We start from the raw sequence: 20486 nt of genomic DNA on the forward strand, positions 1-20486 counted from the left end.
GCATTATTCACTAAAACCCACACGGCTGAGTAAATCCAAATCTTGTATGGCTTCTCCTGTGCCTTTGGCTACCGCCAATAAAGGCTCATCGCCCACATACACAGGGAGCTTAACCATATCGCTTAAATACTTGTCTAAGCCCTTAATCAAAGCCCCACCGCCGGTAAGCACCACGCCATTTTGCACAATGTCTTTAGCCAAATCCGGCTTCACTTCTTCAAGCACGCTCCTTAAAGCGCTAGAGATTTCTCTCACTTGATCTTTAATGGCTTCAAACACATCATCAGAGCTCAATTCAATCGTGTGCAACAACCCGCTCACTTGATCCCTCCCTGACACTTCCATGGTAAGAGGCGGATCCAATTTGATCGCGCACCCGATTTCAATCTTAATCTCTTCGCCGGTGCGCTCCCCTATCAACAGATTGAATTTCTTGCGAATATATTCCACGATGCTTTGATCCAATTTATCCCCGGCCACTCTAATGCTTTTAGAAATGACTAGCCCTCCTAGGCTAATCACACCAATTTCAGTCGTGCCACCGCCAATATCCACGATCAAACTCCCTTGAGGCTCTTTGACTGGCAAGCCTGCTCCAATCGCGGCTGCCATAGGCTCTTCAATCAAAAAGACTTCTCTAGCCCCCGCGCTTAAAGCGCTCTCTTTAACCGCATTCCTTTCCACGCTTGTCAACCCATAAGGCACGCACACCATGATGCGCGGGCGAATCCATGTTTTTCGTTTGTGCGCTTTTTCAATAAAGTAGCGGATCATTTTAGCGGTAATGTCATAATCGGCGATCACGCCATCTTTCATGGGGCGAATCGCTCTGATGCTGTTAGGGGTTTTGCCTAGCATTTCCTTAGCCTCGCTCCCCACTGCCAAAATGTCATAAGCTTTAGAATCAAACAATCCCATGCGCACCGCCACAATAGAAGGCTCATTGATAATAATGCCCTGCCCTTTGACCAACACGATCGTGTTAGCCGTGCCTAAATCTATGGCAATATCATGCGAAAACAAACCGATTAATTTGCTAAAAATCATGCCCTTTCCAATCCTTTATCGTTAAATTTATAAGCGTGTTCCTTAAGGAAGAATTTTAGAATGCGTTTTAGCAATGATCAAAGGTTCAGCCTGTTTTAAAACACAATCTTTGGTGATACGCACTTCCGATCCTTTAAGCTTGGGTAAATCAAACATAATATCCAAACAAAAATCTTCAATGATCGCCCTTAAGCCCCTAGCCCCGGTTTTTCTTTCTAATGCGAGTTGAGCGATTTCTTTAATGGCTTCTTCTTCAAAAATCAAATCCACTTCATCCATTTTGAAAAGTTGCTGGTATTGCTTGATGAGAGCGTTTTTAGGTTTTTGCAAAATATCCACCATCGCTTCTAAACTGATACTATCTAGCGTGCTTAAAACCGGCAAACGGCCGATAAGCTCAGGGATAAGCCCATAAGTTACCAAATCATGGGTTTGGACTAAATGCAAAATCGCTTCTTGCTCTTTTTTGCTCATCTTTTCTTGAGTGAAACCCAACACATTTTGCGTGGTGCGTTTTTTAATGATTTCCGCTAACCCATCAAACGCTCCAGCGCAAATGAATAAAATGTCGCTCGTGTCAATTTGAATGAAATTGCCCTCAGGGTGCTTTCTGCCGCCTTTGGGGGGGATATTCACTAAAGAGCCTTCAACGATTTTCAACAACGCTTGCTGAACGCCCTCGCCAGAAACATCTCTAGTGATGGAGCGGTTTTCTGACAAACGGCTGATTTTATCAATCTCATCAATAAACACAATGCCTTTTTGGGCTTTTTGAACATTCCAATCGCTCGCTTGCAACAATCTTGTAAGGATATTTTCCACGTCTTCGCCCACATAGCCCGCTTCAGTCAGGCTAGTCGCATCGCTAATGGCGATAGGAATATCCAAATGCTTGGCGAGAGTTTGCGCCATTAAAGTTTTGCCCGACCCTGTAGGGCCGATCAATAAAATATTAGACTTGCTCAACTCCACTTCTTCTAAATGTTCTAACTCTAAATCGCTGTCTTGGTTGTCTTGTTTTTTGAGTTTTTCTTTAAAAGATAAGCGTTTGTAATGGTTATACACGGCTACGGAAAAAACCTTTTTAGCCTGCTCTTGGCCTATCACATAATTGTCTAAAACCGCCTTAAGCTCTTTAGGGGCTGGAATGTGAGAGAGCAAAAACTCTTCTTCATAAGCACTGGATTCCATTCTTCTTAATCGGTCTCTTTTGAGCGCCAATAAAGAATCCATTCTGTCGTATTTGTGCAATTCCCCATGCATCACATCTATACAATATTCGCACACGCACACATCTTTACTCAGGTTGCTCGCAAAAATAATGCGGCGTTTTTTGGGATCTCTGGATTCTGGTTTTTTGCAAAAACTGCAATAAAGCGTTTCGTTCATGTTATTCCTCTTGTTTTTCTTCGCTAGAATATTCGCTTGACTTATACGCCACGCCCCTAGAACTCTCTAAAATAAAAGAGCAAATCTCTTTCACAAAAGGGTTATTGGCATGCTCTTCTAATTCTAATTTAGCGCTCTCTCTTAAGGAGGGGATAGGGCTAAACAATCTTTTATAAAGTGCATGGATGAAATCAATATCCTTACTCTCTAGCAATTGGCGCATCCGGTGGCGGTTTAGCCCCCTAATAAAAGCGCGATTGCCCTCTACGGTGCAATAAGGAGGCACATCTTTGCCTAAAGCGCTCTTACCGGCTATCATGCACCCTTTAGCGATACGCACAAACTGATGGATTGCGGTAAGACCGCCAATATTGACATAATCGCCTATTTCAATATGCCCTGCTAAAGTTACGCCATTAGCCAAAATGCAATGACTGCCAATCACGCAATCATGAGCGACATGCACATAAGCCATGAGCAGGTTTTTATCCCCAATAATGGTTTTTTTAATCCCCCCTTCAGTGCCGGGATTTATCATGCAAAATTCCCGAATAAGGTTGTCTTCTCCAATAATCAGTTCGCTGTATTCGCCCTTATATTTTAAATCTTGAGGCTGTGTGCCTAGCACGGCAAAAGGGAAAATTTCGGTGTTTTTCCCGATGAAAGTATGCCCTTGTAAGGTTACATTGTTATGGAGTTTCACGCCATCATTGAGCTTGATGTGATCCCCAATAACGCAAAATTCCCCAATTTCTACGCCCTTGCCTATCTCTGCTTTAGGAGAAATGATGGCTGTTTTTGCAATCTTACTCATTTTTATTCTCTTTCTGCGATCATGGCTTTCAATTCGGCTTCAGCGACCACTTTGCCATCCACTTGAGCCGTGCCGCCCACTTGCCAAATCATGCCTTTATGCTTTAAGACTTCTAAATGGTATTCTAATCTGTCGCCTGGGGTTACAGGAATGCGGAATTTAACCTTATCAATCGTCATGAAATACACGATTTTTGTTTTGGCTATTTCAGGGTCAAACCCCCACAAGCTAGTGAAGGCTAAAAACCCTCCCGTTTGCGCCATGCCCTCTACGATCAAAACGCCCGGGAAAATGGGCTTATTAGGGAAATGCCCGTTAAACACATCTTCATTAAAAGTGATATTCTTATAAGCGGCAATTTTTTTATTGGCTTGTAACTCTGTAATTCTATCCACTAAGAGCATGGGATAGCGGTGAGGTAAAATCTGTAAGATATGCTCTATAAAAAATTGAGATTGTAAGTTTTGATGATTTTGTTCCATAAAATAAACTCCTTGTTTTGGATTCAATTAAAGCGCTGTTTTTAGCGTTGGTTATTCTAAAAAATAACCGCTATTATACCATAAGAAAACCGCTCGCTTGTATTTGCAAAAACACCGATGCATTGCGCCATAAGCTTCAAGAAACGCTTTACACAGACACCGCTCATGCATTATTCATGCATCATTCATGCGTGTGGCTTAGAATATTCTCTCTTAAATGATAGTGTGGGTATTTGTTAGAATCCAAAACCACTTGCCCCATGAGTTGCTTGTCCAAATTGAAAATTAAAGGGGCTAAATAATTCACGGTGGAAAGCTCAATGGGGGTTTGAACGACCATGATATTAGCGACTAGAACGCTCTTGGCTCCCTCTAATTCTAAAAGGATTTTTAAGGGGGTAGGCACTTCAAATTCGTATTTTCTTAAAGCAAAGGGATTGACCAGCGTGAAAGACACCACGGAATTCTCTTCTGCGCTATTCAAACGCAAAAAGACTTCATCAATCTTTTGCAAACGCATTTTATGAATGGTTTCAAACCCCAAAATAGGCGCTTTCACATCAAAAATCATAGGCGATTGCATTCCCTTTAAAAAAGCACAAAATCTTCTCCTTAAAGAATAAAAGACCGCCTTAAAACCAGCGCTCAATGATTTCTAAACTAAACTCTGTATTATATCAAACAATTTTGGTAAAATCAATTTTCGCTAGTTTTGGATATAATCCCAATAACTTAACCATGATGGAAGTTTAACCGAATCATTATAAAATATAATAAGGAGTAAGAAATGAGCAAAATAAAACCACAAATCAAGAAAAATAATCCCAGCAAATCTCATTACAGCACTGGGTGGAATGTTTTTGGTGCGGTGTGCTTGATTGGAGAAATGGTTCTGACATTATTCGGTGGGAATCGGTGGGAATAAGAAAGATAAGAAAAAATAACCATGAGTTATTCAAAAATTTAATTTTATAAGACAGGTGGCATGCGTTTAAAACATTTTAAAACTTTCCTTTTTATCACAATGGCAATCATTGTTATAAGCACCGGTTGTGCGAACAAAAAGAAAAAAAAAGACGAATACAACAAACCGGCGATCTTTTGGTATCAAGGGATTTTGAGAGAAATCCTTTTTGCTAATTTAGAAACAGCGGACAATTACTATTCTTCTTTACAGAGCGAACACATCAATTCCCCCCTTGTCCCAGAAGCGATGCTAGCTTTAGGGCAAGCGCACATGAAAAAGAAAGAGTATGTTTTGGCGTCTTTTTACTTTGATGAATACATCAAGCGCTTTGGGACGAAAGACAATGTGGATTATTTGACTTTTTTGAAATTGCAATCGCATTATTACGCTTTCAAAAACCATTCTAAAGACCAGGAATTTATTTCTAATTCTATTGTGAGTTTAGGCGAATTTATAGAAAAATACCCTAACAGCCGTTACCGCCCCTATGTAGAATACATGCAAATCAAATTCATTTTAGGGCAAAATGAGCTCAATCGCGCGATCGCGAATGTCTATAAAAAACGCCACAAGCCTGAGGGCGTGAAACGCTATTTAGAAAGGATAGATGAGACTTTAGAAAAAGAGACTAAACCCAAACCATCGCACATGCCTTGGTATGTGTTAATTTTTGATTGGTAGGATATTTCAAAACCATACACATTATAACAGAGAGATGAAAAATGACTGAAGATTTTCCTAAAATTCTGCCTTTATTGGTAGAAGAAGACACTTTTTTATACCCCTTTATGATAGCCCCTATTTTTTTGCAAAATAACGCCAGCATCAAGGCGGTGGCTTACGCTAAAAACAATAAATCGTTAGTCTTTATTGCATGCCAAAAAGACAAATTGAATGACAATGAAGCCCCTTATTATGATGTGGGGGTGATTGGATCTATTATGCGTGAAGCCAACATGCCTAATGGGCGCGTGAAATTGCTCTTTAATGGCATCGCTAAGGGGCGTATTTTAGAGCCTGCTAAAGAAAACGAGCAGGGCTTTTTAGAAGCTCAAATAAGCCCTATTGAATATTTAGAATACGATAAAGAAAACATTCAAGCGATCGTGGAAGTGTTAAAAGAAAAGGTGATCACTCTAGCCAATGTCAGCTCACTCTTTCCTCCGGATTTGATCAAGGCTTTAGAAGACAATGACGATCCTAACCGCATCGCTGATTTAATCGCGGCAGCCTTGCATTTAAAAAAAGATCAAGCGTATTCTCTTTTTGCCAACAACAACACCGAACAGCGCTTGTTGGATTTGATTGATATTGTGATAGAAGAGACTAAAACCCAAAAGCTCCAAAAAGAAATCAAATCCAAAGTCCATCAAAAAATGGAGCAAACCAATAAGGAATATTTCTTAAAAGAGCAGCTCAAACAAATCCAAAAAGAGCTTGGCACAGACAAACAGCGAGATGAAGATTTAAACCAATACTACCAAAAACTAGAAAACATCAAGCCTTTTTTAAAAGAAGAAGCGTTTAAGGAGATTAAAAAGCAAATTGACCGACTGAGCCGAACCCATGCGGACAGCTCTGATAGCGCGACTTTACAAAATTACATTGAAACCATGTTAGATGTGCCTTTTGGGCAATATGGGAAAAAAGCGCTTGACATTAAGCATGTGAGAGAACAACTAGACAAGGATCATTATTCCTTAAAAAGGCCTAAAGAGCGCATTGTAGAATACTTTGCCACCATGCAGCTTTTAGAAATGCGCCACAAGAAAAAGCCAGAAAAAAAAGACAAAGCTAAAGGCACGATTTTATGCTTTTATGGGCCTCCTGGCGTGGGTAAAACGAGTTTGGCTAATTCCATTGCTAAAGCGATAGAGCGCCCTTTAGTTCGGATCGCTTTAGGGGGCTTAGAAGATGTGAATGAATTAAGAGGGCACAGACGCACTTACATAGGCTCAATGCCCGGGCGCATTGTCCAAGGGCTTATTGAAGCCAAAAAGATGAATCCGGTCATGGTTTTAGATGAAATTGATAAGGTGGATAGGAGCGTTAGGGGTGATCCAGCGAGCGCTTTATTAGAGATCTTAGACCCTGAGCAAAATACCGCTTTTAGGGATCATTATGCGAATTTCAGCATTGATTTGTCGCAAGTGATTTTTATCGCTACCGCTAATAATATTGACAGAATCCCAGCCCCTTTAAGAGACAGAATGGAATTTATCAGCGTGTCCAGCTACACGCCTAGCGAAAAAGAAGAGATCGCTAAAAACTACCTCATCCCCCAAGAATTAGAAAAGCACGCCTTAAAGCCTAGCGAAGTGGATATTAGCCATGAGTGTTTGAAACTCATTATTGAAAAATACACCAGAGAAGCGGGCGTTAGGGATTTACGAAGACAGATCGCAACGATTATGCGTAAAGTAGCTTTAAAATACCTAGAAGATAACCCGCACAAAAAAGGGCGGACCAAAAAAGGCGAAGATAAAAAAAGCGAAGATCAAAAAGGCGAGAACAAAGATTTCTGCATCTCTATCACGCCTAACAACATTAAAGAGTATTTAGAACGCATGGTGTTTGAAATTGACCCCATAGATGGAGAAAATAAAATCGGTATTGTCAATGGTTTGGCATGGACTCCAGTGGGCGGTGATGTGCTTAAAATTGAAGCGCTTAAGATTAGAGGCAAGGGGGAATTGAAACTCACTGGGAGTTTAGGCGATGTGATGAAAGAATCCGCCATTATTGCCTTTTCTGTTGTCAAAGTCTTATTGGATAACGAAACCTTAAAAGCGCCTAAAATCCCTAGCGAAACCGATGCAGAGAATAAGAAAAAGAAAAAAGCGCTGAAAGTTTATAACGCTTATGATTTGCATTTGCATGTCCCTGAGGGGGCTACGCCCAAAGATGGCCCGAGCGCTGGGATCGCTATGGCGAGCGTGATGGCGAGCATTTTGTGCGATAGGGCTACAAGAAGCGAAGTGGCAATGACGGGCGAATTGACTTTGAGCGGGGAAGTTTTACCCATAGGAGGGTTGAAAGAAAAATTGATCGCCGCTTTTAAAGCCGGCATTAAAACCGCTCTCATTCCTGTCAAAAATTACGAAAGGGATTTAGACGAGATCCCTGCTGAAGTGCGAGAGAATTTAAACATCGTTGCGGTGAAAAACATCGCTGAAGTGTTAGAAAAAACTTTGCTTTAAAAATTTGGCATGAAAGCAGGCATTATTGGTTTAGGGCTTATGGGGGGGAGTTTAGGGCTGGCCTTGCAAGAATGGGGGCGTTTTAAAAGCGTTACAGGCTATGATCATAACGCTTTGCATGCTAAATTGGCTTTGACTTTGGGGCTTGTAGATGAATGCGTGGAATTTGAAAAGATTTTAGAATGCGATGTGATTTTTTTGGCCATTCCGGTTGAGGGCATCATTGAATGTTTGAAAAAAATGACTCCCGTTAAAAAAAGCGCAACGATTATTGATTTAGGGGGCGCTAAAGCGCAAATCATTCGCAATATCCCTAAAAGCATTCGTCAAAATTTCATCGCCGCGCACCCCATGTGCGGGACAGAGTTTTATGGCCCTAAAGCGAGCGTTAAGGGACTGTATGAAAACGCTTTGGTGATATTGTGCGATTTAGAAGATTCAGGGACCAAGCAAGTAGAGCTCGCTAAAGAAATCTTTTTAGGCATTAAAGCGCGCTTGATTAAAATGAAATCCAACGAGCATGACACCCATGTGGCTTATATCAGCCATTTACCCCATGTTTTGAGCTACGCTTTAGCCAATAGCGTTTTAAAGCAAAACGATCCAGAGATGATTTTATCTTTAGCGGGTGGGGGTTTTAGGGATATGAGCCGTCTGTCTAAAAGCTCGCCTTTAATGTGGAAAGATATTTTCAAACAAAACCGAGACAATGTCTTAGAAGCGATTGAAAAATGCGAAAAAGAAATCGCGCAAGCTAAGGCTTGGATAGAAAATAACGATTATGAAAGCCTTTCAGAATGGATGGCGCAAGCGAACAAACTCCAGGAGTTCATGTAAAATAATTTAAAATTTGCGTATTGTTGTTTTTAGAGTTGCGAGAAGCAGGTAATAATCGTTTTTATCCCATTCTCCAACACCTATGAAACGCTTCCAACAAAAACCAATTTTAGCCGTTTAGGGATTTGATTCCTTAAACCTTTTTATCAAAAATACCGGTGTTTTTATAGGCATTTTAGTTTTAATACTTCTTAGCGTTGTTAAGATACTTAGGCAATTCATTCAACTCATTGTTTTTATTGTTCTTAAAAACCACCTGCTTTTCAACCCGCTCATATTCTTTACAATCTCTTCTCATTTCTTGTAAGGGATAGTTTTGGTTGTCATTAGGGATATAAAAACATTCGCTTTTAGCGTTTTCATAGCTGTCCGTTAGACTTGTATCATAGTGGTACCAAAATCCGCTAGGGATAGCGATGTTTTTAGAGCTAAAAGTCCTATAACCTTGTTTGATGATGGTGAGTTCTTCTACTAAAACTTGATGGTATTTCCTGGCCAAATTACGGCCCTCTTTTTCTACTAATAAAACAGAATGCCTGTTGGTGTTTTTGGCTTCAGGGGTGATATTAGTCATTCTGTAAGTCTCTCTTAAAGGGTTAGACGCAAAATCAAAAGAAGCGTCATTCGCCACAAAATGCCCCCTATCAAAACCGCTTCTGGTGTAATCTTGTGTCGTGGCTTGTTGGTATTTGGCTAATCGTGTGTCCGTCTTAAACTCATAGCGTTTTTCAATATTATTTTTATCCACTAAATCCCCAAACAACACGCTCACGCCATAAATAGGGTTTTTTAACTCGCTAGAATAACACACCGAATAAAAGTTATTTTTTAAGACCTTACAATCAATGTTAGTGAGCATGCCATTAGCGTTATAAGCGGTATTGCGATTTTTAGTGGGGTTAGCGCTATTGACTTGATCCTTGATTTCATTAAGTTTTTTAGCGGTGTAACTGTTAATAGCCTTAGTGAAATTATCCAACATGTCCGCTTGGAGCCAACTCATAGCGATCAGGCTAAAACAGAGAAGGTTTTTAAAGGTTTTCATGTTTTGCTCCTTGTTGGTTGGCTTGAATACTACAATAATATTTTTAATCGTTTGTTTTTACCCACTAAATAGGTTTTGATGCGTTAAATAGCGCGCATTGAATGATTGAATTTAAGAATAAAAAATTTCATTGTATTTTTTAGTGATCTTATCTATCCCCCATACGTCTTCGTCAATATCGCCCAAGTTCAAATAGTCTTCGTTAGAGTCTAAAAGCACGCAACAAATCCTTTTTTGCTCGTTTAAATCTAAATTTTGGAACTCTTCGCTATGGATTTCACCAATTTTACAATCGGCGCGTTTTAAAAAACGCTCATTAAGATCGTTAAAGATTTTTAGGCATTCACTCGCGCTGTTAGCGTTAAGGATTTGTTTTTTAATTTCTAAATTCACTTCTTTCAATTCAGCATAGACAAAACTCCCGCCCCCCTTAAAATCGCATTTTTTAGAAATGCCCCCTTGCTCGCCCTCTATGACTTTTTTTAACCTTTCTTTGGTGATCGTTTCTATATAGTCCATTTGCTCGATGCCGATGTAACGGCGTTTCATTTTGTGCGCCACCGCGCAAGTCGTCCCGCTCCCAGCAAAAAAATCTAACACGAGGTCGTTTTCGTTGGTAGAGACCTCTAAGATTCTTTGAATTAAACTTTCTGGTTTTTGACCTTTAAAATTTTCATCATCAATTACTATAGTTTCATCAACTCTTGAAACTGAACTATCAATAGCAATTGAATTTAATTTATCCCACTTATTACTATTCCATGTATCTTCTAATGGATATTTTTCACCTCTATTTTCATGATTTATAAAAGTTAAAAAATCATCTACTTTTTCTTGTGGAAAAGAAAATTTTTTAAAAGCATTTTGCACTTCATTTTTTGTTAATAGCTGTAAAAAATCTTTATTTTCTATATAAGTCTTATTAAAAAGATAATTATCACTTTTAGAATAAAATAAAATTGTATCATGGTTTCTTATATATTTTTTTGCAACCGTTTTGTAGCCCGATAAAAAACCCATTCTCCATATAATTTCACTTCTGAAATTTTCTCGTTTAAAAATTTCGCCCATTAACACCTTACAATAATGCACTTCATTATAATCTAAATTAATATAAATACTCCCATCATCGCTTAAAAACTCCCTAGCCGCTTCAAGCCTGTTTTTCATAAACACTAGCCATGAGCTGTGGTTGAAATTATCGTTGTAATTAAAGCTGTCATTACCGGTATTATAAGGGGGGTCAATGTAGATGCATTTCACTTTTTTAGCGAATTTCTTTTTTAAAGAATGAAGAGCGATCAAATTGTTGCCTTTGATAAGGTAGTTTGTGTTCTTATCTTTTAAAGCGTTTTCTAAATCGCCTTCTCCATGCATTTCAAAACGGCACAACGCCTTTTTCTTTAAAAGCGTGTCAATTTCTTTTTTATGCAATACCTCATGGTAAAAAAGCTCGTTAGATTTGGTGCTGTTATCTTTAGCACTACCCAGTAAAACATTGTCTTTAAAAGGGAAATTCAAAACGACTAATTCGCTGGATTTTATAGGACGCTTAGGATTTCCTTGTGGATATAAGCCTATTTTATTTTCAAATCGTGTGAAAGAGCGATCTAATTCTTTTGTTTCTAAACATTCCAATAACGCTTTTTGATTGAATACAAGCGAATTAGCGATAATTTTAAAAAAAGCGTTTTTGGTCGTCAGCGTTTTCATGCTCAAGCATGAAAGTTAAAAGCTTTTCATCATTCTGTAGGATTAAAGTTACTAAGCGCTCTTTAGTGAAACGATTGATTAAAATATCTAGTAGGGTTTTTAGCGGGTTTTTTAACATTTTTGATCCTTAAAAATTTGATTGAAAGCGGTTGCAAATTCGTCATTTACTACTTTATTATTATGGAGCGTGAAAAACGGCAAGCCTTTTAAATGGAGTTTTTTGTTATGGCTTTTAAGTGCGGCGTTTTCTAGCATTTCTAAAAATTCTTTTTTCCAAGCACTAGAAGGCTCTAAATGTTCGCCTTTAGCTTCCATGTAACAAGTGAAGCCTAAAAATTCATCGCTATGCGTTTGGGCAAAAAGGATAAAATCCGGCTCAAAACCTTGCGCGTAATAAGGGCTATTTTCTATATTGCAAAAAACTTTTAATTCAGTGAAATGGTCATTCCTTAAAACGCACCATTCTTTGAATTTCTTGTCTAAAATCTCTTTATTATCGTTGATGAAATTTAAAAAATCCCTTTCTAAATCGCTGTCTAGTTTTCGCATGTCTTTAAAAAGCAGCCATTCGTAAAAGGGAATGCCTTTTTCCCATTCGCTAGCGCTAAGGCTTTTATTATGCGTTTCAAATTCTTTCAATTCTAGTGCGCTCATCTCGTATTTATCTTGCTCTTTTAAAAGCGTGTCTTTTAAGTTTTCAATGATATAAACAGCGAGTTTTAAAAGGTTTTTATTGTCGTCAAACTTTTGGTCTTTATGGAAGTTTGTTTTTAATGAAGAGACATACCGCTCTATAAATCCCACTTTATTGTTAAAGGGATGTTTTGTAAAGGCTTTTTTAAGCGTCTTGAAATCCAGGTTTTTTAAATTAAGGGCTTTTAAAAAATAATTTATAGGGATTTTATCTAAGGTGTGGGGTATATAATAAGTTTTATCGCCTTTATTTTCTTCTTTAAAATCCACTTGCTTTTCACGCACATCAAAAACAAATAAGGGGACATGCAAACTTTGGAGTGTGGCTTCAACAGGGTCTGAATAGTCTTTATTGAATAGGTTTTTCTTCTTGTCTTTTGTATTGCTCGCATAGTAGCATTTGAAACGCTTGGTGGGCGTTAAAGGGATAGTCTGTTTTTCATTTACAAACCCTAATCCTAAATCTTGTAACTCGTTGTTTAATTTAGCGATAAACTCGCTGTCATAAACGGCATGGTAGTCTAACCTTTCTAACGCGCTTAAGGGGTTGGAAAAATCAAACTTGCGTTGGTAAAACTCTATGCGGCTTGGCTTGAAATCGTTGTAGCTAAAGGGGTAGTATCTCGCTCCTCGCCCTATGAGCTGGGCGTCTTTAATGGTGTCTTTTTGGCTCGCTTTATTTTTAAGCCTGACAATGTCAAACAAATTTAACACATCCCAACCTTCATTGAGCTTATCCACGCTAAAAATCACTCTTTTAGGGTTGTCTCTGTCTTCTAGGGAGTTCAATAAAAGCATGCTCTTTTCTAATTCTTTTTCGTTATTGGTGTTAATCTGGGTGCTTTTTTTGAATTTCGTTTGCAAGAATGCGGTAAGGTTAGGGGTGTATTTTTGCTTGTCAAAAAAGTTTTTAGCGTCTTTAAAAAAAGCGTTGTGGCTGTAATGGAAAAAATTTTCTAAATCTAAAGGGCTTAAATTTTCTAAAAAGGCGTTGAAGCGCTCTTGATTTTCCTTGCTGTCTTCAATTCTCTCGCTTTTAAACAAAATGCATGGTTTAAAGTTTTCAATATTATGGTGTTGGGCTAATAATTCTTTATACAAACTGGAAACGCATGCCCCTAAAAAGCGTGTTTCTAATTCTTTATTTTCATAGGAAAGGGAATAAATGTTTTTGCAAAATTTATCTTCGCTAAATTCTTTTAAGGTGTAAGTTGCCACCTTTAAGTTTTTATATTTTTCTTCAACGCTTTTTTCTTTAGGGATAGTGGCGCTAAATTCCAGCAATAAATTGTCTTTATTTTGTTCTAGCGCTAATTTCACCACGCTTTCCCAATTGCGTTTTTCACTAGCCTCACTATCATTTAATTTCTTTTTAGTCTCTGTGTTTAAATGGTGCGCTTCATCCGCTAAAAAAACCAATTTCTGATCTTTTAAATCCTCTATGGTGATAGCGTTTTCCTTAGCTTTAGTGAATAATGAAAACAAGCCTTGAATGGTGCTGAAATAAATGTTGATAGCGCCGTTGTGGCTCTCGTTTAAATTATTGATGCTTTTAATTTCTGTGTTTTCATCATTGATATTGATATTTTCACTAAAAAGGTATTTTGATGAGGCGCTGTCTGTGAAATTCAATTTCGTTTTTTCTAAAATGCTGGTGCTATTCACAAAAAAGATAAAATTTTGATAGCCTTGCTTGCAGCATTCTAAAATCAAACCCGCCATCACTAAGGTTTTACCGCTACCGGTGGCCATTTCAAACATGAAATGCTTTTGAGTTGGGTTGGATTGTCGTTTTTCTAAATAATTACATATCGCTTTTTTTTGATAATCTCTAAGCTCGTTTTTTAAATTACTGGTGATGTGGGTGGGTAGCTCTATTCCTCTATTGAGAGCGTTATTGGGTGCGTGATATTTTAGTGCTGATTGGGGGGGGGGGGGGGGGTAACCTTGAGTGAATGAATCTTGCATGAAATCCCTTAATGAAAAAGTGAGGAAATTATAGCGTAAAGTTTTGAGATTGACTTTAGAAGCGCTAGCGAACAATTAAATTAAAATCAAATAAAGTTTTAGTTTTAATATTTAATGGAATAAAGCCTTTAAAATCAAAAGCGCTTCTTTTTCTTTGCTATAATCAATCTCAAAAAACCAACTTTTTTAAAACAAAGGAATGATTATGCAAGAGATTTTTTTATGTTCCATTTCCAATGTGCGCAGTGGGGATTGTAAGGAAGATTGCGCTTATTGCACGCAAAGCTCACACCATCAAGGAGCGATCAAGCGCTATAAATTCAAAGATGAAAAAGTGGTTTTACAAGAGGCTAGAGCGTTAAGACAATTAGGGGCTTTAGGGTTTTGTCTGGTTACTTCAGGGCGCGAATTAGACGATGAAAAATGCGAATACATCGCCAAATTAGCTAAAGCCATCAACAAAGAAGAATTAGGCTTGCATTTAATCGCATGCTGCGGGCGCGCAAATTTGGAGCAATTAGAGTTTTTAAGAGATGCGGGCATTCATAGCTATAACCATAATTTAGAAACTTCGCAAAATTTCTTCCCTAAAATCTGTTCCACGCACACATGGGAAGAAAGGTTTATCACATGCGAAAACGCTTTAAGGGCGGGATTAGGCTTGTGCAGTGGGGGGATTTTTGGGCTTAATGAGAGCTGGGAAGATCGGATTGAAATGCTTAGGGCGTTAGCTTCGCTCTCTCCGCACACCACGCCCATTAATTTTTTCATTAAAAACCCGGTATTGCCCATTGATGCAGAGACTTTGAGTGCGGATGAAGCCCTAGAATGCGTGCTTTTGGCTAAAGAGTTTTTGCCTAACGCTAGGCTTATGGTGGCTGGGGGGCGTGAAGTGGTGTTTAAAGATAACGACAAAAAGGAAGCCAAGCTTTTTGAATACGGCATCAATGCGGTGGTGTTAGGGGATTATTTAACCACCAAAGGCAAAGCCCCTAAAAAAGATATAGAAAAACTGCTCTCTTATGGCTTGACAATGGCGACAAGCTGTCATTAATGAGAGAACTTTTTAAAAGCGTTAGAGGGTTTTTGCGCCTTCTTAGAATGATTTTCCCCGAGCGTCTGAAAAACGCCTTTTTGGGCTTGAGCGAATTGTTTTACTACGCTTCCAGCTTGAGTTTTTATACGATTTTGTCTTTATCGCCTATTTTGTTGTTTGTGTTTAGTCTTTTTGTGTCTCATTACATGCAAGCGCACAGCGGTGAAATGGAAGCCTTGATTTTCCCTAACGCTCCTAAACTCATTGGCGCGATTAAGGATTTTTTAGAAAATTTTAAAAAAACAGACATGACTTTAGGCACGCTTGAAGAGGTGTCTATTGTGGTGGCGTTGGTGCTTTTTTGTGAAAACTACCGCTCCATCGCGTCAAAAATTTTTGATGCAAAGCCCAGAGATTATGCGCATTTTAAGGGTAAAGAAATCTTTTTATTTTGGGGTTTTGGCACGACTTTAGTGTTTTTATTCGCTCTGCCTTTGGTGGTGTTTTTTGACATTAAGATCCAAGTGTTTTTTGAAGATAAAGATTCAAATTTGTTGCATGTTTTAAGATGGATAGGCACTTACGCGTTTTTTTTGATCCTTTTTACCATTCCCACGAATAAGGTGTTTAAACATTATTTTTGGGTGTTTTTATGGGTGTTTTTTACGAGCGTTTCTTGGCATGTGTTAAAATGGGCCTTCACTTATTATGTGTTGTATAATCGCACTTACCATGAGCTTTATGGGAGCGTTTCTATTTTGTGGTTTTTGATGAGCTGGGTGTATGTGAGCTGGCTTGTGATTTTAATTGGCATGTATGGGTGCAAGGTGTGCGATACATTCGATCCTAAAGAAGTGTTTAAGAAATTTTTAGGCTTTTTTAAAAAAGAAACTTGATGAAAAAAGTTTTCTTTTAGATCGGTTCTAAAAATCCAAAACACAAAAACCATTCAAACGCAAACCCCACAACACCCCAAACTAAAAAGTTAAAAACAAAAGAAATAAAAAGCAACACCAGTGGAATAAAGAATAAAAATCTAAAACGCTAAAAGCGTTTTTTACAATCAAACTAAAGATCTTGGTTATAAAGCGATAACTTTTTAAAGAATAAAACTTTCTAGAAACATTTCTTATCACTCTTTGGAATTTAACGCAGTTTAGGGATTTTAAAAAACTTCATAAACTTCCTTTAAAAAGAAGCTTGGATAAGAGTTTTATAAATAATTACATTCTTTAGAGAATAAAACTTTTTTCTAAATCCATGTTTAATTGGTGCGGACTCTTTCCAAAGATATTAAACTTTCTAAAAAATTGGATTTTAGATCTTATGTTATGACTTTAAGTTTTATTTTGCCATCAAACTCGCTTTCTTAAAACCCTAAAACCTTTGAATAAATCAACAAAACAACCAAAAATAAAAAAAATAAAAAAGCAACAGAAAAATAAAGCACTAAAATATAATCAATAATGAAATTAAATAAAAAGCAAGACTAAAAAACATTTCCCTATCCTTGCACCGACCTACATTCCCACTCTTGAAAAGAGCAGTATTATCAGCGATGAAGAGCTTGACTTCCAGGTTCGGAATGGTTAACTGGGTAGTTCCTCTTCTCTAAAGGCACAAGGAAAAGGGAGCTAAAGATAAAACGCATTTACCCTTAACTCCCCTTTCTCTTTATAGGGAGCTGTTTTTTAACAAAGAAGATCGTTAATAGCTTTTAACTTTAAACCATTGAGATGGTATCTCATTCCTCATTAAAGTTTAACCCTATAAAAGTCTTTATAAAACTCTAACTCTCTTACACTCAGTAAGGCAGTGGTAACCCATTCGCACTTATTGCCGTTATCTTATACAAAAAGCAAAAAACAAGCCAAACGCTCTATTAGTAGTAGTCAGCTAAACGCATTACTGCGCTCACACATCTACCCTATCAAGCACATAGTCTTTGTGCGAGCTTCAGGGAAAGTTTATCTTGGAGTTGGCTTCCTGCTTAGATGCTTTCAGCAGTTATCACATCCGTGTGTAGCTACCCAGCGATGCTCTTGGCAGAACAACTGGTGCACCAGTGACACGTCCATCCCGGTCCTCTCGTACTAGGGACAGCTCTCCTCAACTTTCCTACGCCCACGGCAGATAGGGACCGAACTGTCTCACGACGTTCTGAACCCAGCTCGCGTACCGCTTTAAATGGCGAACAGCCATACCCTTGGGACCTGCTCCAGCCCCAGGATGCGATGAGCCGACATCGAGGTGCCAAACCTCCCCGTCGATGTGAGCTCTTGGGGGAGATCAGCCTGTTATCCCCGGGGTACCTTTTATCCTTTGAGCGATGGCCCTTCCACACAGAACCACCGGATCACTATGACCGACTTTCGTCTCTGCTTGACTTGTATGTCTTACAGTCAGGCTGGCTTGTGCCATTACACTCAACTTGCGATTTCCAACCGCAATGAGCCAACCTTTGCAAGCCTCCGTTACTTTTTAGGAGGCGACCGCCCCAGTCAAACTACCCACCAAGCATTGTCCTGCCTGTGGATAACACAGGCCAGTTAGCTAACAGAAACATCAAGGGTGGTATCTCAAGGATGGCTCCATAAGAGCCAAAGCCCTTACTTCAAAGCCTCCCACCTATCCTGCGCATGATATTCCCATTAGCAGTGCTAAGTTGTAGTAAAGGTCCACGGGGTCTTTCCGTCTTGCCGCGGGTAGGAGGAATTTTCACCTCCACTACAATTTCACTGAATCTCTGGTTGAGACAGCTCCCATCTCGTTACGCCATTCATGCAGGTCGGTATTTAACCGACAAGGAATTTCGCTACCTTAGGACCGTTATAGTTACGGCCGCCGTTTACTCGGGCTTCAATTCAACGCTTCATCTTGCGACTGACGCATCCTCTTAACCTTCGAGCACCGGGCAGGCGTCACACCTTATACTTCCTCTTACGAGTTGGCAAAGTGCTGTGTTTTTGGTAAACAGTCGGGAGGGACTCTTTGCTGAGACCGCATTGCTGCGGCACACCTTATCGCGAACTTACGGTGCTAGTTTGCAGAGTTCCTTAACCAGAGTTCTTTCACGCGCCTTAGAATACTCATCTCATCTACCTGTGTCGGTTTGCGGTACGGACGACTATGGATATGCTTAGAGGCTTTTCTTGGCACGACGGTATCAGCGATTCTCCCTTTGTCCTAAAAGGACTCAAAGAGCCTGTTTGGGTTTCAAATACAGAGGTGGATTTGCCTTCCCTCCAATCTACGCCCTTAGACTAGCGCTTCCATCAGCTAGCTCGCTTAACCCTATGCGTCCCCCCATCACGCTCCATAGTCGGTATTGGAATATTAACCAATTTGCCATCACCTACCCCTTTCGGACTCGGCTTAGGACCCGACTAACCCTACGATGACGACCATCGCGTAGGAAACCTTAGATTTACGGCGGATACAATTCTCATATATCTTATCGTTACTCATTCCTGCATGCTCACTTCATACCACTCCAGCACTCCTTACCGGTATACCTTCAACGCTGGTATGAACGCTCTTCTACCACTGTGTTTAACACAATCTACAAATTCGGTGTCTATCTTAGCCCCGTTATATTTTCAGCGCATGACCACTAGACCAGTGAGCTGTTACGCTTTCTTTAAAGGATGGCTGCTTCTAAGCCAACCTCCTGGTTGTTTGAGTAGCCACACATCTTTTTCCACTCAGAATAGAACTTAGGGACCTTATTTGGTAGTCTGGGTTGTTCCCCTTTTGACGATTGATTTTATCACCCACCGCCTGACTCCCAAGATACGATAAAAGGTATTCGAAGTTTGATAGGGTTTGGTACCGCGGCGAGCAGCCCTAGCCCAATCAGAGCTCTACCCCCTTTTATTATCACTTGAGGCTATACCTAAATATATTTCGAAGAGAACCAGCTATCACTAAGTTTGTTTGGCCTTTCACCCCTATCCACAGCTCATCCCAACCCGTTTCAATGGGTACGAGTTCAGTCCTCCACGCGCTATTACACGCGTTTCAACTTGGCCATGGATAGATCACTTAGCTTCGGGTCTGCAGCATCTGACTTGTTCGCCCTGTTAAGACTCGCTTTCGCTACGGCTTCGCATTCGCTTAACCTTGCCAGATACCACAACTCGCAGGATCATTATGCAAAAGGCAGTCCATCACCCTGATAAATCATAGGGCTCTGAATGATTGTAAGCAGATGGTTTCAGGTTCTATTTCACTCCGCTCACTGCGGTTCTTTTCACCTTTCCCTCACGGTACTTGTTCGCTATCGCTCAAAGAGTAGTATTTAGGGTTGGAGAGTGGTCTCCCCGGCTTCAACCTGGATTCCTCGTGTCCTGGCCTACTCTGGATCCTGCTACCTAAAAACGCCTTGTCGCATACAAGGCTATCACTTTCTATGGCTTACCTTTCCAGGTAACTCTGCTAAAGCGTTCTCTTGGATGTTGCAGTCCTCAACCCCGAATGCAAGCACTCGGTTTGCCCTTTTCCCCGTTCGCTCGCCACTACTTAGGGAATCTCGTTGATTTCTTTTCCTCTAGTTACTGAGATGTTTCACTTCACTAGGTTCGCTCTCTATTAAAGAGTAACTAATATCTCTATTAGTTGGGTTGCCCCATTCGGACATCTACGCATCAAAGCTCCTTGACAGCTCCGCATAGCTTATCGCAGTCTAGTACGTCCTTCATCGCCTCTCTTTGGCAAGGCATCCGCCATCTGCTCTTAAAAGCTTGTTTTAAATTTTAAAATATCCTTTAAAACCCGCCCTTTTATAATGAATAACGACAATTGCACGAATATTCTTCAGCGCTACCACTGCCTTAATGAATATAAGACAGAGTTATTGTAGTTTTACTTTACTTTTACATAGGCTATTAACAATGTTAAATCAAATAACTTCGTTTTTCTTTAAAAACTTGCTACAATCGCTCTGTTAAACCCTTTAAAGAAGACTAAAAATGCTTGATCCCTAATCTTTTTTAAGTGCCAAGTTTAATCAGTCAATGAGCTTTTTATTTTTAAAAGCTTTTTGGCTTTTATGACTTGTTTAAACTTGTTTAAAAGCTTTTTGGCTTTTAGAACTTGTTTGAGTGGTTTCAAATTAAAGAACTTTTTAAAGCTTGTCTTTAAAAACGAAATGTAATTATAGACATGCAATGCTTAAAGTTTGCTTAAAGTTTTGAGAATTTTGGAAGAAAATTTAGAGTTTGAAAGGAATTTTAAAGTTTGAAAGGAATGGATAAGCGTTATTGGAAATGATGGGGGAGCGATTGGAATGGGGGG

Annotated in this window: 15 protein-coding genes, 2 rRNA genes and 1 pseudogene; 6 read left to right on the forward strand and 12 right to left on the reverse strand. The window is 39.3% G+C overall.

Annotated features, from left to right (window positions below; translation table 11 throughout):
- Positions 1 to 3 precede the first annotated feature (3 nt).
- The 4 genes from DQL14_RS08035 to fabZ are packed head-to-tail and all read right to left on the reverse strand — an operon-like array spanning position 4 to position 3732.
- Positions 4 to 1047, reverse strand: coding sequence for a rod shape-determining protein (locus DQL14_RS08035; RefSeq protein ID WP_000577744.1), 1044 nt, complete (start codon positions 1045 to 1047; stop codon positions 4 to 6).
- A 42-nt stretch (positions 1048 to 1089) separates the two neighbouring features.
- Positions 1090 to 2436 carry an ATP-dependent protease ATP-binding subunit ClpX gene (gene clpX, locus DQL14_RS08040; protein ID WP_108169351.1) on the reverse strand — a complete coding sequence of 449 codons (1347 nt, stop codon included), beginning with the start codon at positions 2434 to 2436 and terminating at the stop codon, positions 1090 to 1092.
- Position 2437: 1 nt separating this feature from the next.
- Complete coding sequence (gene lpxA, locus DQL14_RS08045) at positions 2438 to 3250, reverse strand: acyl-ACP--UDP-N-acetylglucosamine O-acyltransferase (protein WP_108169352.1); 813 nt, start codon at positions 3248 to 3250, stop codon at positions 2438 to 2440.
- 2 nt (positions 3251 to 3252) lie between these two features.
- Positions 3253 to 3732 (reverse strand): 3-hydroxyacyl-ACP dehydratase FabZ, encoded by a 480-nt coding sequence (gene fabZ / locus DQL14_RS08050; RefSeq protein WP_108169353.1) that lies wholly within the window; start codon positions 3730 to 3732, stop codon positions 3253 to 3255.
- A gap of 17 nt (positions 3733 to 3749) precedes the next feature.
- Here fabZ and DQL14_RS08885 point away from each other — a divergent pair, with 17 nt between their 5' ends.
- Positions 3750 to 3953: a flavoprotein oxidoreductase gene (locus DQL14_RS08885; protein WP_108169354.1), complete on the forward strand. Its 204-nt coding sequence runs from the start codon at positions 3750 to 3752 to the stop codon at positions 3951 to 3953.
- Here the strand turns inward: DQL14_RS08885 and fliW are convergent.
- Positions 3914 to 4303 carry a flagellar assembly protein FliW gene (gene fliW / locus DQL14_RS08060; RefSeq protein WP_050841227.1) on the reverse strand — a complete coding sequence of 130 codons (390 nt, stop codon included), beginning with the start codon at positions 4301 to 4303 and terminating at the stop codon, positions 3914 to 3916. The genes DQL14_RS08885 and fliW overlap by 40 nt on opposite strands.
- Positions 4304 to 4717: 414 nt before the next feature.
- On the opposite strand from fliW, the gene DQL14_RS08065 reads away from it, so the two are divergent.
- From DQL14_RS08065 to DQL14_RS08075, 3 genes are read left to right on the forward strand one after another with little or no spacing between them, the layout of a single operon-like run.
- Entirely contained in the window at positions 4718 to 5380 is a 663-nt protein-coding gene (locus tag DQL14_RS08065) for an outer membrane protein assembly factor BamD (RefSeq protein ID WP_024751417.1), read from the forward strand.
- A 41-nt stretch (positions 5381 to 5421) separates the two neighbouring features.
- A complete protein-coding gene (lon, locus tag DQL14_RS08070) occupies positions 5422 to 7899 on the forward strand; it encodes an endopeptidase La (RefSeq protein ID WP_108169355.1) in 2478 nt (825 codons plus the stop codon).
- Positions 7900 to 7908: 9 nt separating this feature from the next.
- Complete coding sequence (locus tag DQL14_RS08075) at positions 7909 to 8736, forward strand: prephenate dehydrogenase (protein ID WP_108169356.1); 828 nt, start codon at positions 7909 to 7911, stop codon at positions 8734 to 8736.
- Between the two features lie 181 nt (positions 8737 to 8917).
- Here DQL14_RS08075 and DQL14_RS08080 read toward each other — a convergent pair whose 3' ends face one another.
- From DQL14_RS08080 to DQL14_RS08090, 5 genes and pseudogenes are all read right to left on the reverse strand, one after another.
- On the reverse strand, positions 8918 to 9781 hold the full coding sequence (locus DQL14_RS08080; protein WP_162296895.1) for a DNA/RNA non-specific endonuclease: 864 nt from the start codon (positions 9779 to 9781) through the stop codon (positions 8918 to 8920).
- Between the two features lie 111 nt (positions 9782 to 9892).
- Positions 9893 to 11158 (reverse strand): site-specific DNA-methyltransferase, encoded by a 1266-nt coding sequence (locus DQL14_RS08085; RefSeq protein WP_414973497.1) that lies wholly within the window; start codon positions 11156 to 11158, stop codon positions 9893 to 9895.
- A 255-nt stretch (positions 11159 to 11413) separates the two neighbouring features.
- Positions 11414 to 11494, reverse strand: a pseudogene (locus DQL14_RS08905) (hypothetical protein); the annotation flags it as partial.
- On the reverse strand, positions 11460 to 11612 hold the full coding sequence (locus tag DQL14_RS08910) for a hypothetical protein (RefSeq protein ID WP_231952848.1): 153 nt from the start codon (positions 11610 to 11612) through the stop codon (positions 11460 to 11462). The gene DQL14_RS08910 and the pseudogene DQL14_RS08905, both read right to left, overlap by 35 nt.
- Positions 11606 to 14155, reverse strand: a complete 2550-nt coding sequence (locus DQL14_RS08090) for a DEAD/DEAH box helicase family protein (RefSeq protein ID WP_231952850.1) — start codon at positions 14153 to 14155, stop codon at positions 11606 to 11608. The genes DQL14_RS08910 and DQL14_RS08090 overlap by 7 nt, the downstream gene beginning before the upstream one ends.
- Positions 14156 to 14360: 205 nt before the next feature.
- On the opposite strand from DQL14_RS08090, the gene DQL14_RS08100 reads away from it, so the two are divergent.
- Both DQL14_RS08100 and DQL14_RS08105 read left to right on the forward strand, forming a co-directional pair.
- Positions 14361 to 15209: a biotin synthase gene (locus DQL14_RS08100; RefSeq protein WP_108169359.1), complete on the forward strand. Its 849-nt coding sequence runs from the start codon at positions 14361 to 14363 to the stop codon at positions 15207 to 15209.
- The gene (locus DQL14_RS08105; RefSeq protein WP_108169360.1) at positions 15209 to 16087 is read left to right on the forward strand and encodes a YihY/virulence factor BrkB family protein; all 879 of its coding nucleotides are present in this window, start codon (positions 15209 to 15211) and stop codon (positions 16085 to 16087) included. Before DQL14_RS08100 ends, DQL14_RS08105 begins: the two co-directional genes overlap by 1 nt.
- A 611-nt stretch (positions 16088 to 16698) precedes the next feature.
- Here the strand turns inward: DQL14_RS08105 and rrf are convergent.
- Both rrf and DQL14_RS08115 read right to left on the reverse strand, forming a co-directional pair.
- A 5S ribosomal RNA gene (gene rrf, locus DQL14_RS08110) occupies positions 16699 to 16816 on the reverse strand.
- 236 nt (positions 16817 to 17052) lie between these two features.
- A 23S ribosomal RNA gene (locus tag DQL14_RS08115) occupies positions 17053 to 19939 on the reverse strand.
- Positions 19940 to 20486 lie beyond the last annotated feature (547 nt).

Origin of the sequence: Helicobacter pylori NCTC 11637 = CCUG 17874 = ATCC 43504 = JCM 12093 (genome assembly GCF_900478295.1) — a bacterium.
GTDB lineage: Bacteria > Campylobacterota > Campylobacteria > Campylobacterales > Helicobacteraceae > Helicobacter > Helicobacter pylori.

Excerpts from the sequence above, each read along its gene's own strand:
- DQL14_RS08035 (WP_000577744.1), bottom strand. The coding sequence starts at position 1,047 with ATGATTTTTAGCAAATTAATCGGTTTGTTTTCGCATGATATTGCCATA.
- clpX (WP_108169351.1), bottom strand. The coding sequence starts at position 2,436 with ATGAACGAAACGCTTTATTGCAGTTTTTGCAAAAAACCAGAATCCAGA.
- lpxA (WP_108169352.1), bottom strand. The coding sequence starts at position 3,250 with ATGAGTAAGATTGCAAAAACAGCCATCATTTCTCCTAAAGCAGAGATA.
- fabZ (WP_108169353.1), bottom strand. The coding sequence starts at position 3,732 with ATGGAACAAAATCATCAAAACTTACAATCTCAATTTTTTATAGAGCAT.
- fliW (WP_050841227.1), bottom strand. The coding sequence starts at position 4,303 with ATGATTTTTGATGTGAAAGCGCCTATTTTGGGGTTTGAAACCATTCAT.
- DQL14_RS08065 (WP_024751417.1), top strand. The coding sequence starts at position 4,718 with ATGCGTTTAAAACATTTTAAAACTTTCCTTTTTATCACAATGGCAATC.
- lon (WP_108169355.1), top strand. The coding sequence starts at position 5,422 with ATGACTGAAGATTTTCCTAAAATTCTGCCTTTATTGGTAGAAGAAGAC.
- DQL14_RS08075 (WP_108169356.1), top strand. The coding sequence starts at position 7,909 with ATGAAAGCAGGCATTATTGGTTTAGGGCTTATGGGGGGGAGTTTAGGG.
- DQL14_RS08080 (WP_162296895.1), bottom strand. The coding sequence starts at position 9,781 with ATGAAAACCTTTAAAAACCTTCTCTGTTTTAGCCTGATCGCTATGAGT.
- DQL14_RS08085 (WP_414973497.1), bottom strand. The coding sequence starts at position 11,158 with ATGCATGGAGAAGGCGATTTAGAAAACGCTTTAAAAGATAAGAACACA.
- DQL14_RS08910 (WP_231952848.1), bottom strand. The coding sequence starts at position 11,612 with ATGTTAAAAAACCCGCTAAAAACCCTACTAGATATTTTAATCAATCGT.
- DQL14_RS08090 (WP_231952850.1), bottom strand. The coding sequence starts at position 14,155 with ATGCAAGATTCATTCACTCAAGGTTACCCCCCCCCCCCCCCCCAATCA.
- DQL14_RS08100 (WP_108169359.1), top strand. The coding sequence starts at position 14,361 with ATGCAAGAGATTTTTTTATGTTCCATTTCCAATGTGCGCAGTGGGGAT.
- DQL14_RS08105 (WP_108169360.1), top strand. The coding sequence starts at position 15,209 with ATGAGAGAACTTTTTAAAAGCGTTAGAGGGTTTTTGCGCCTTCTTAGA.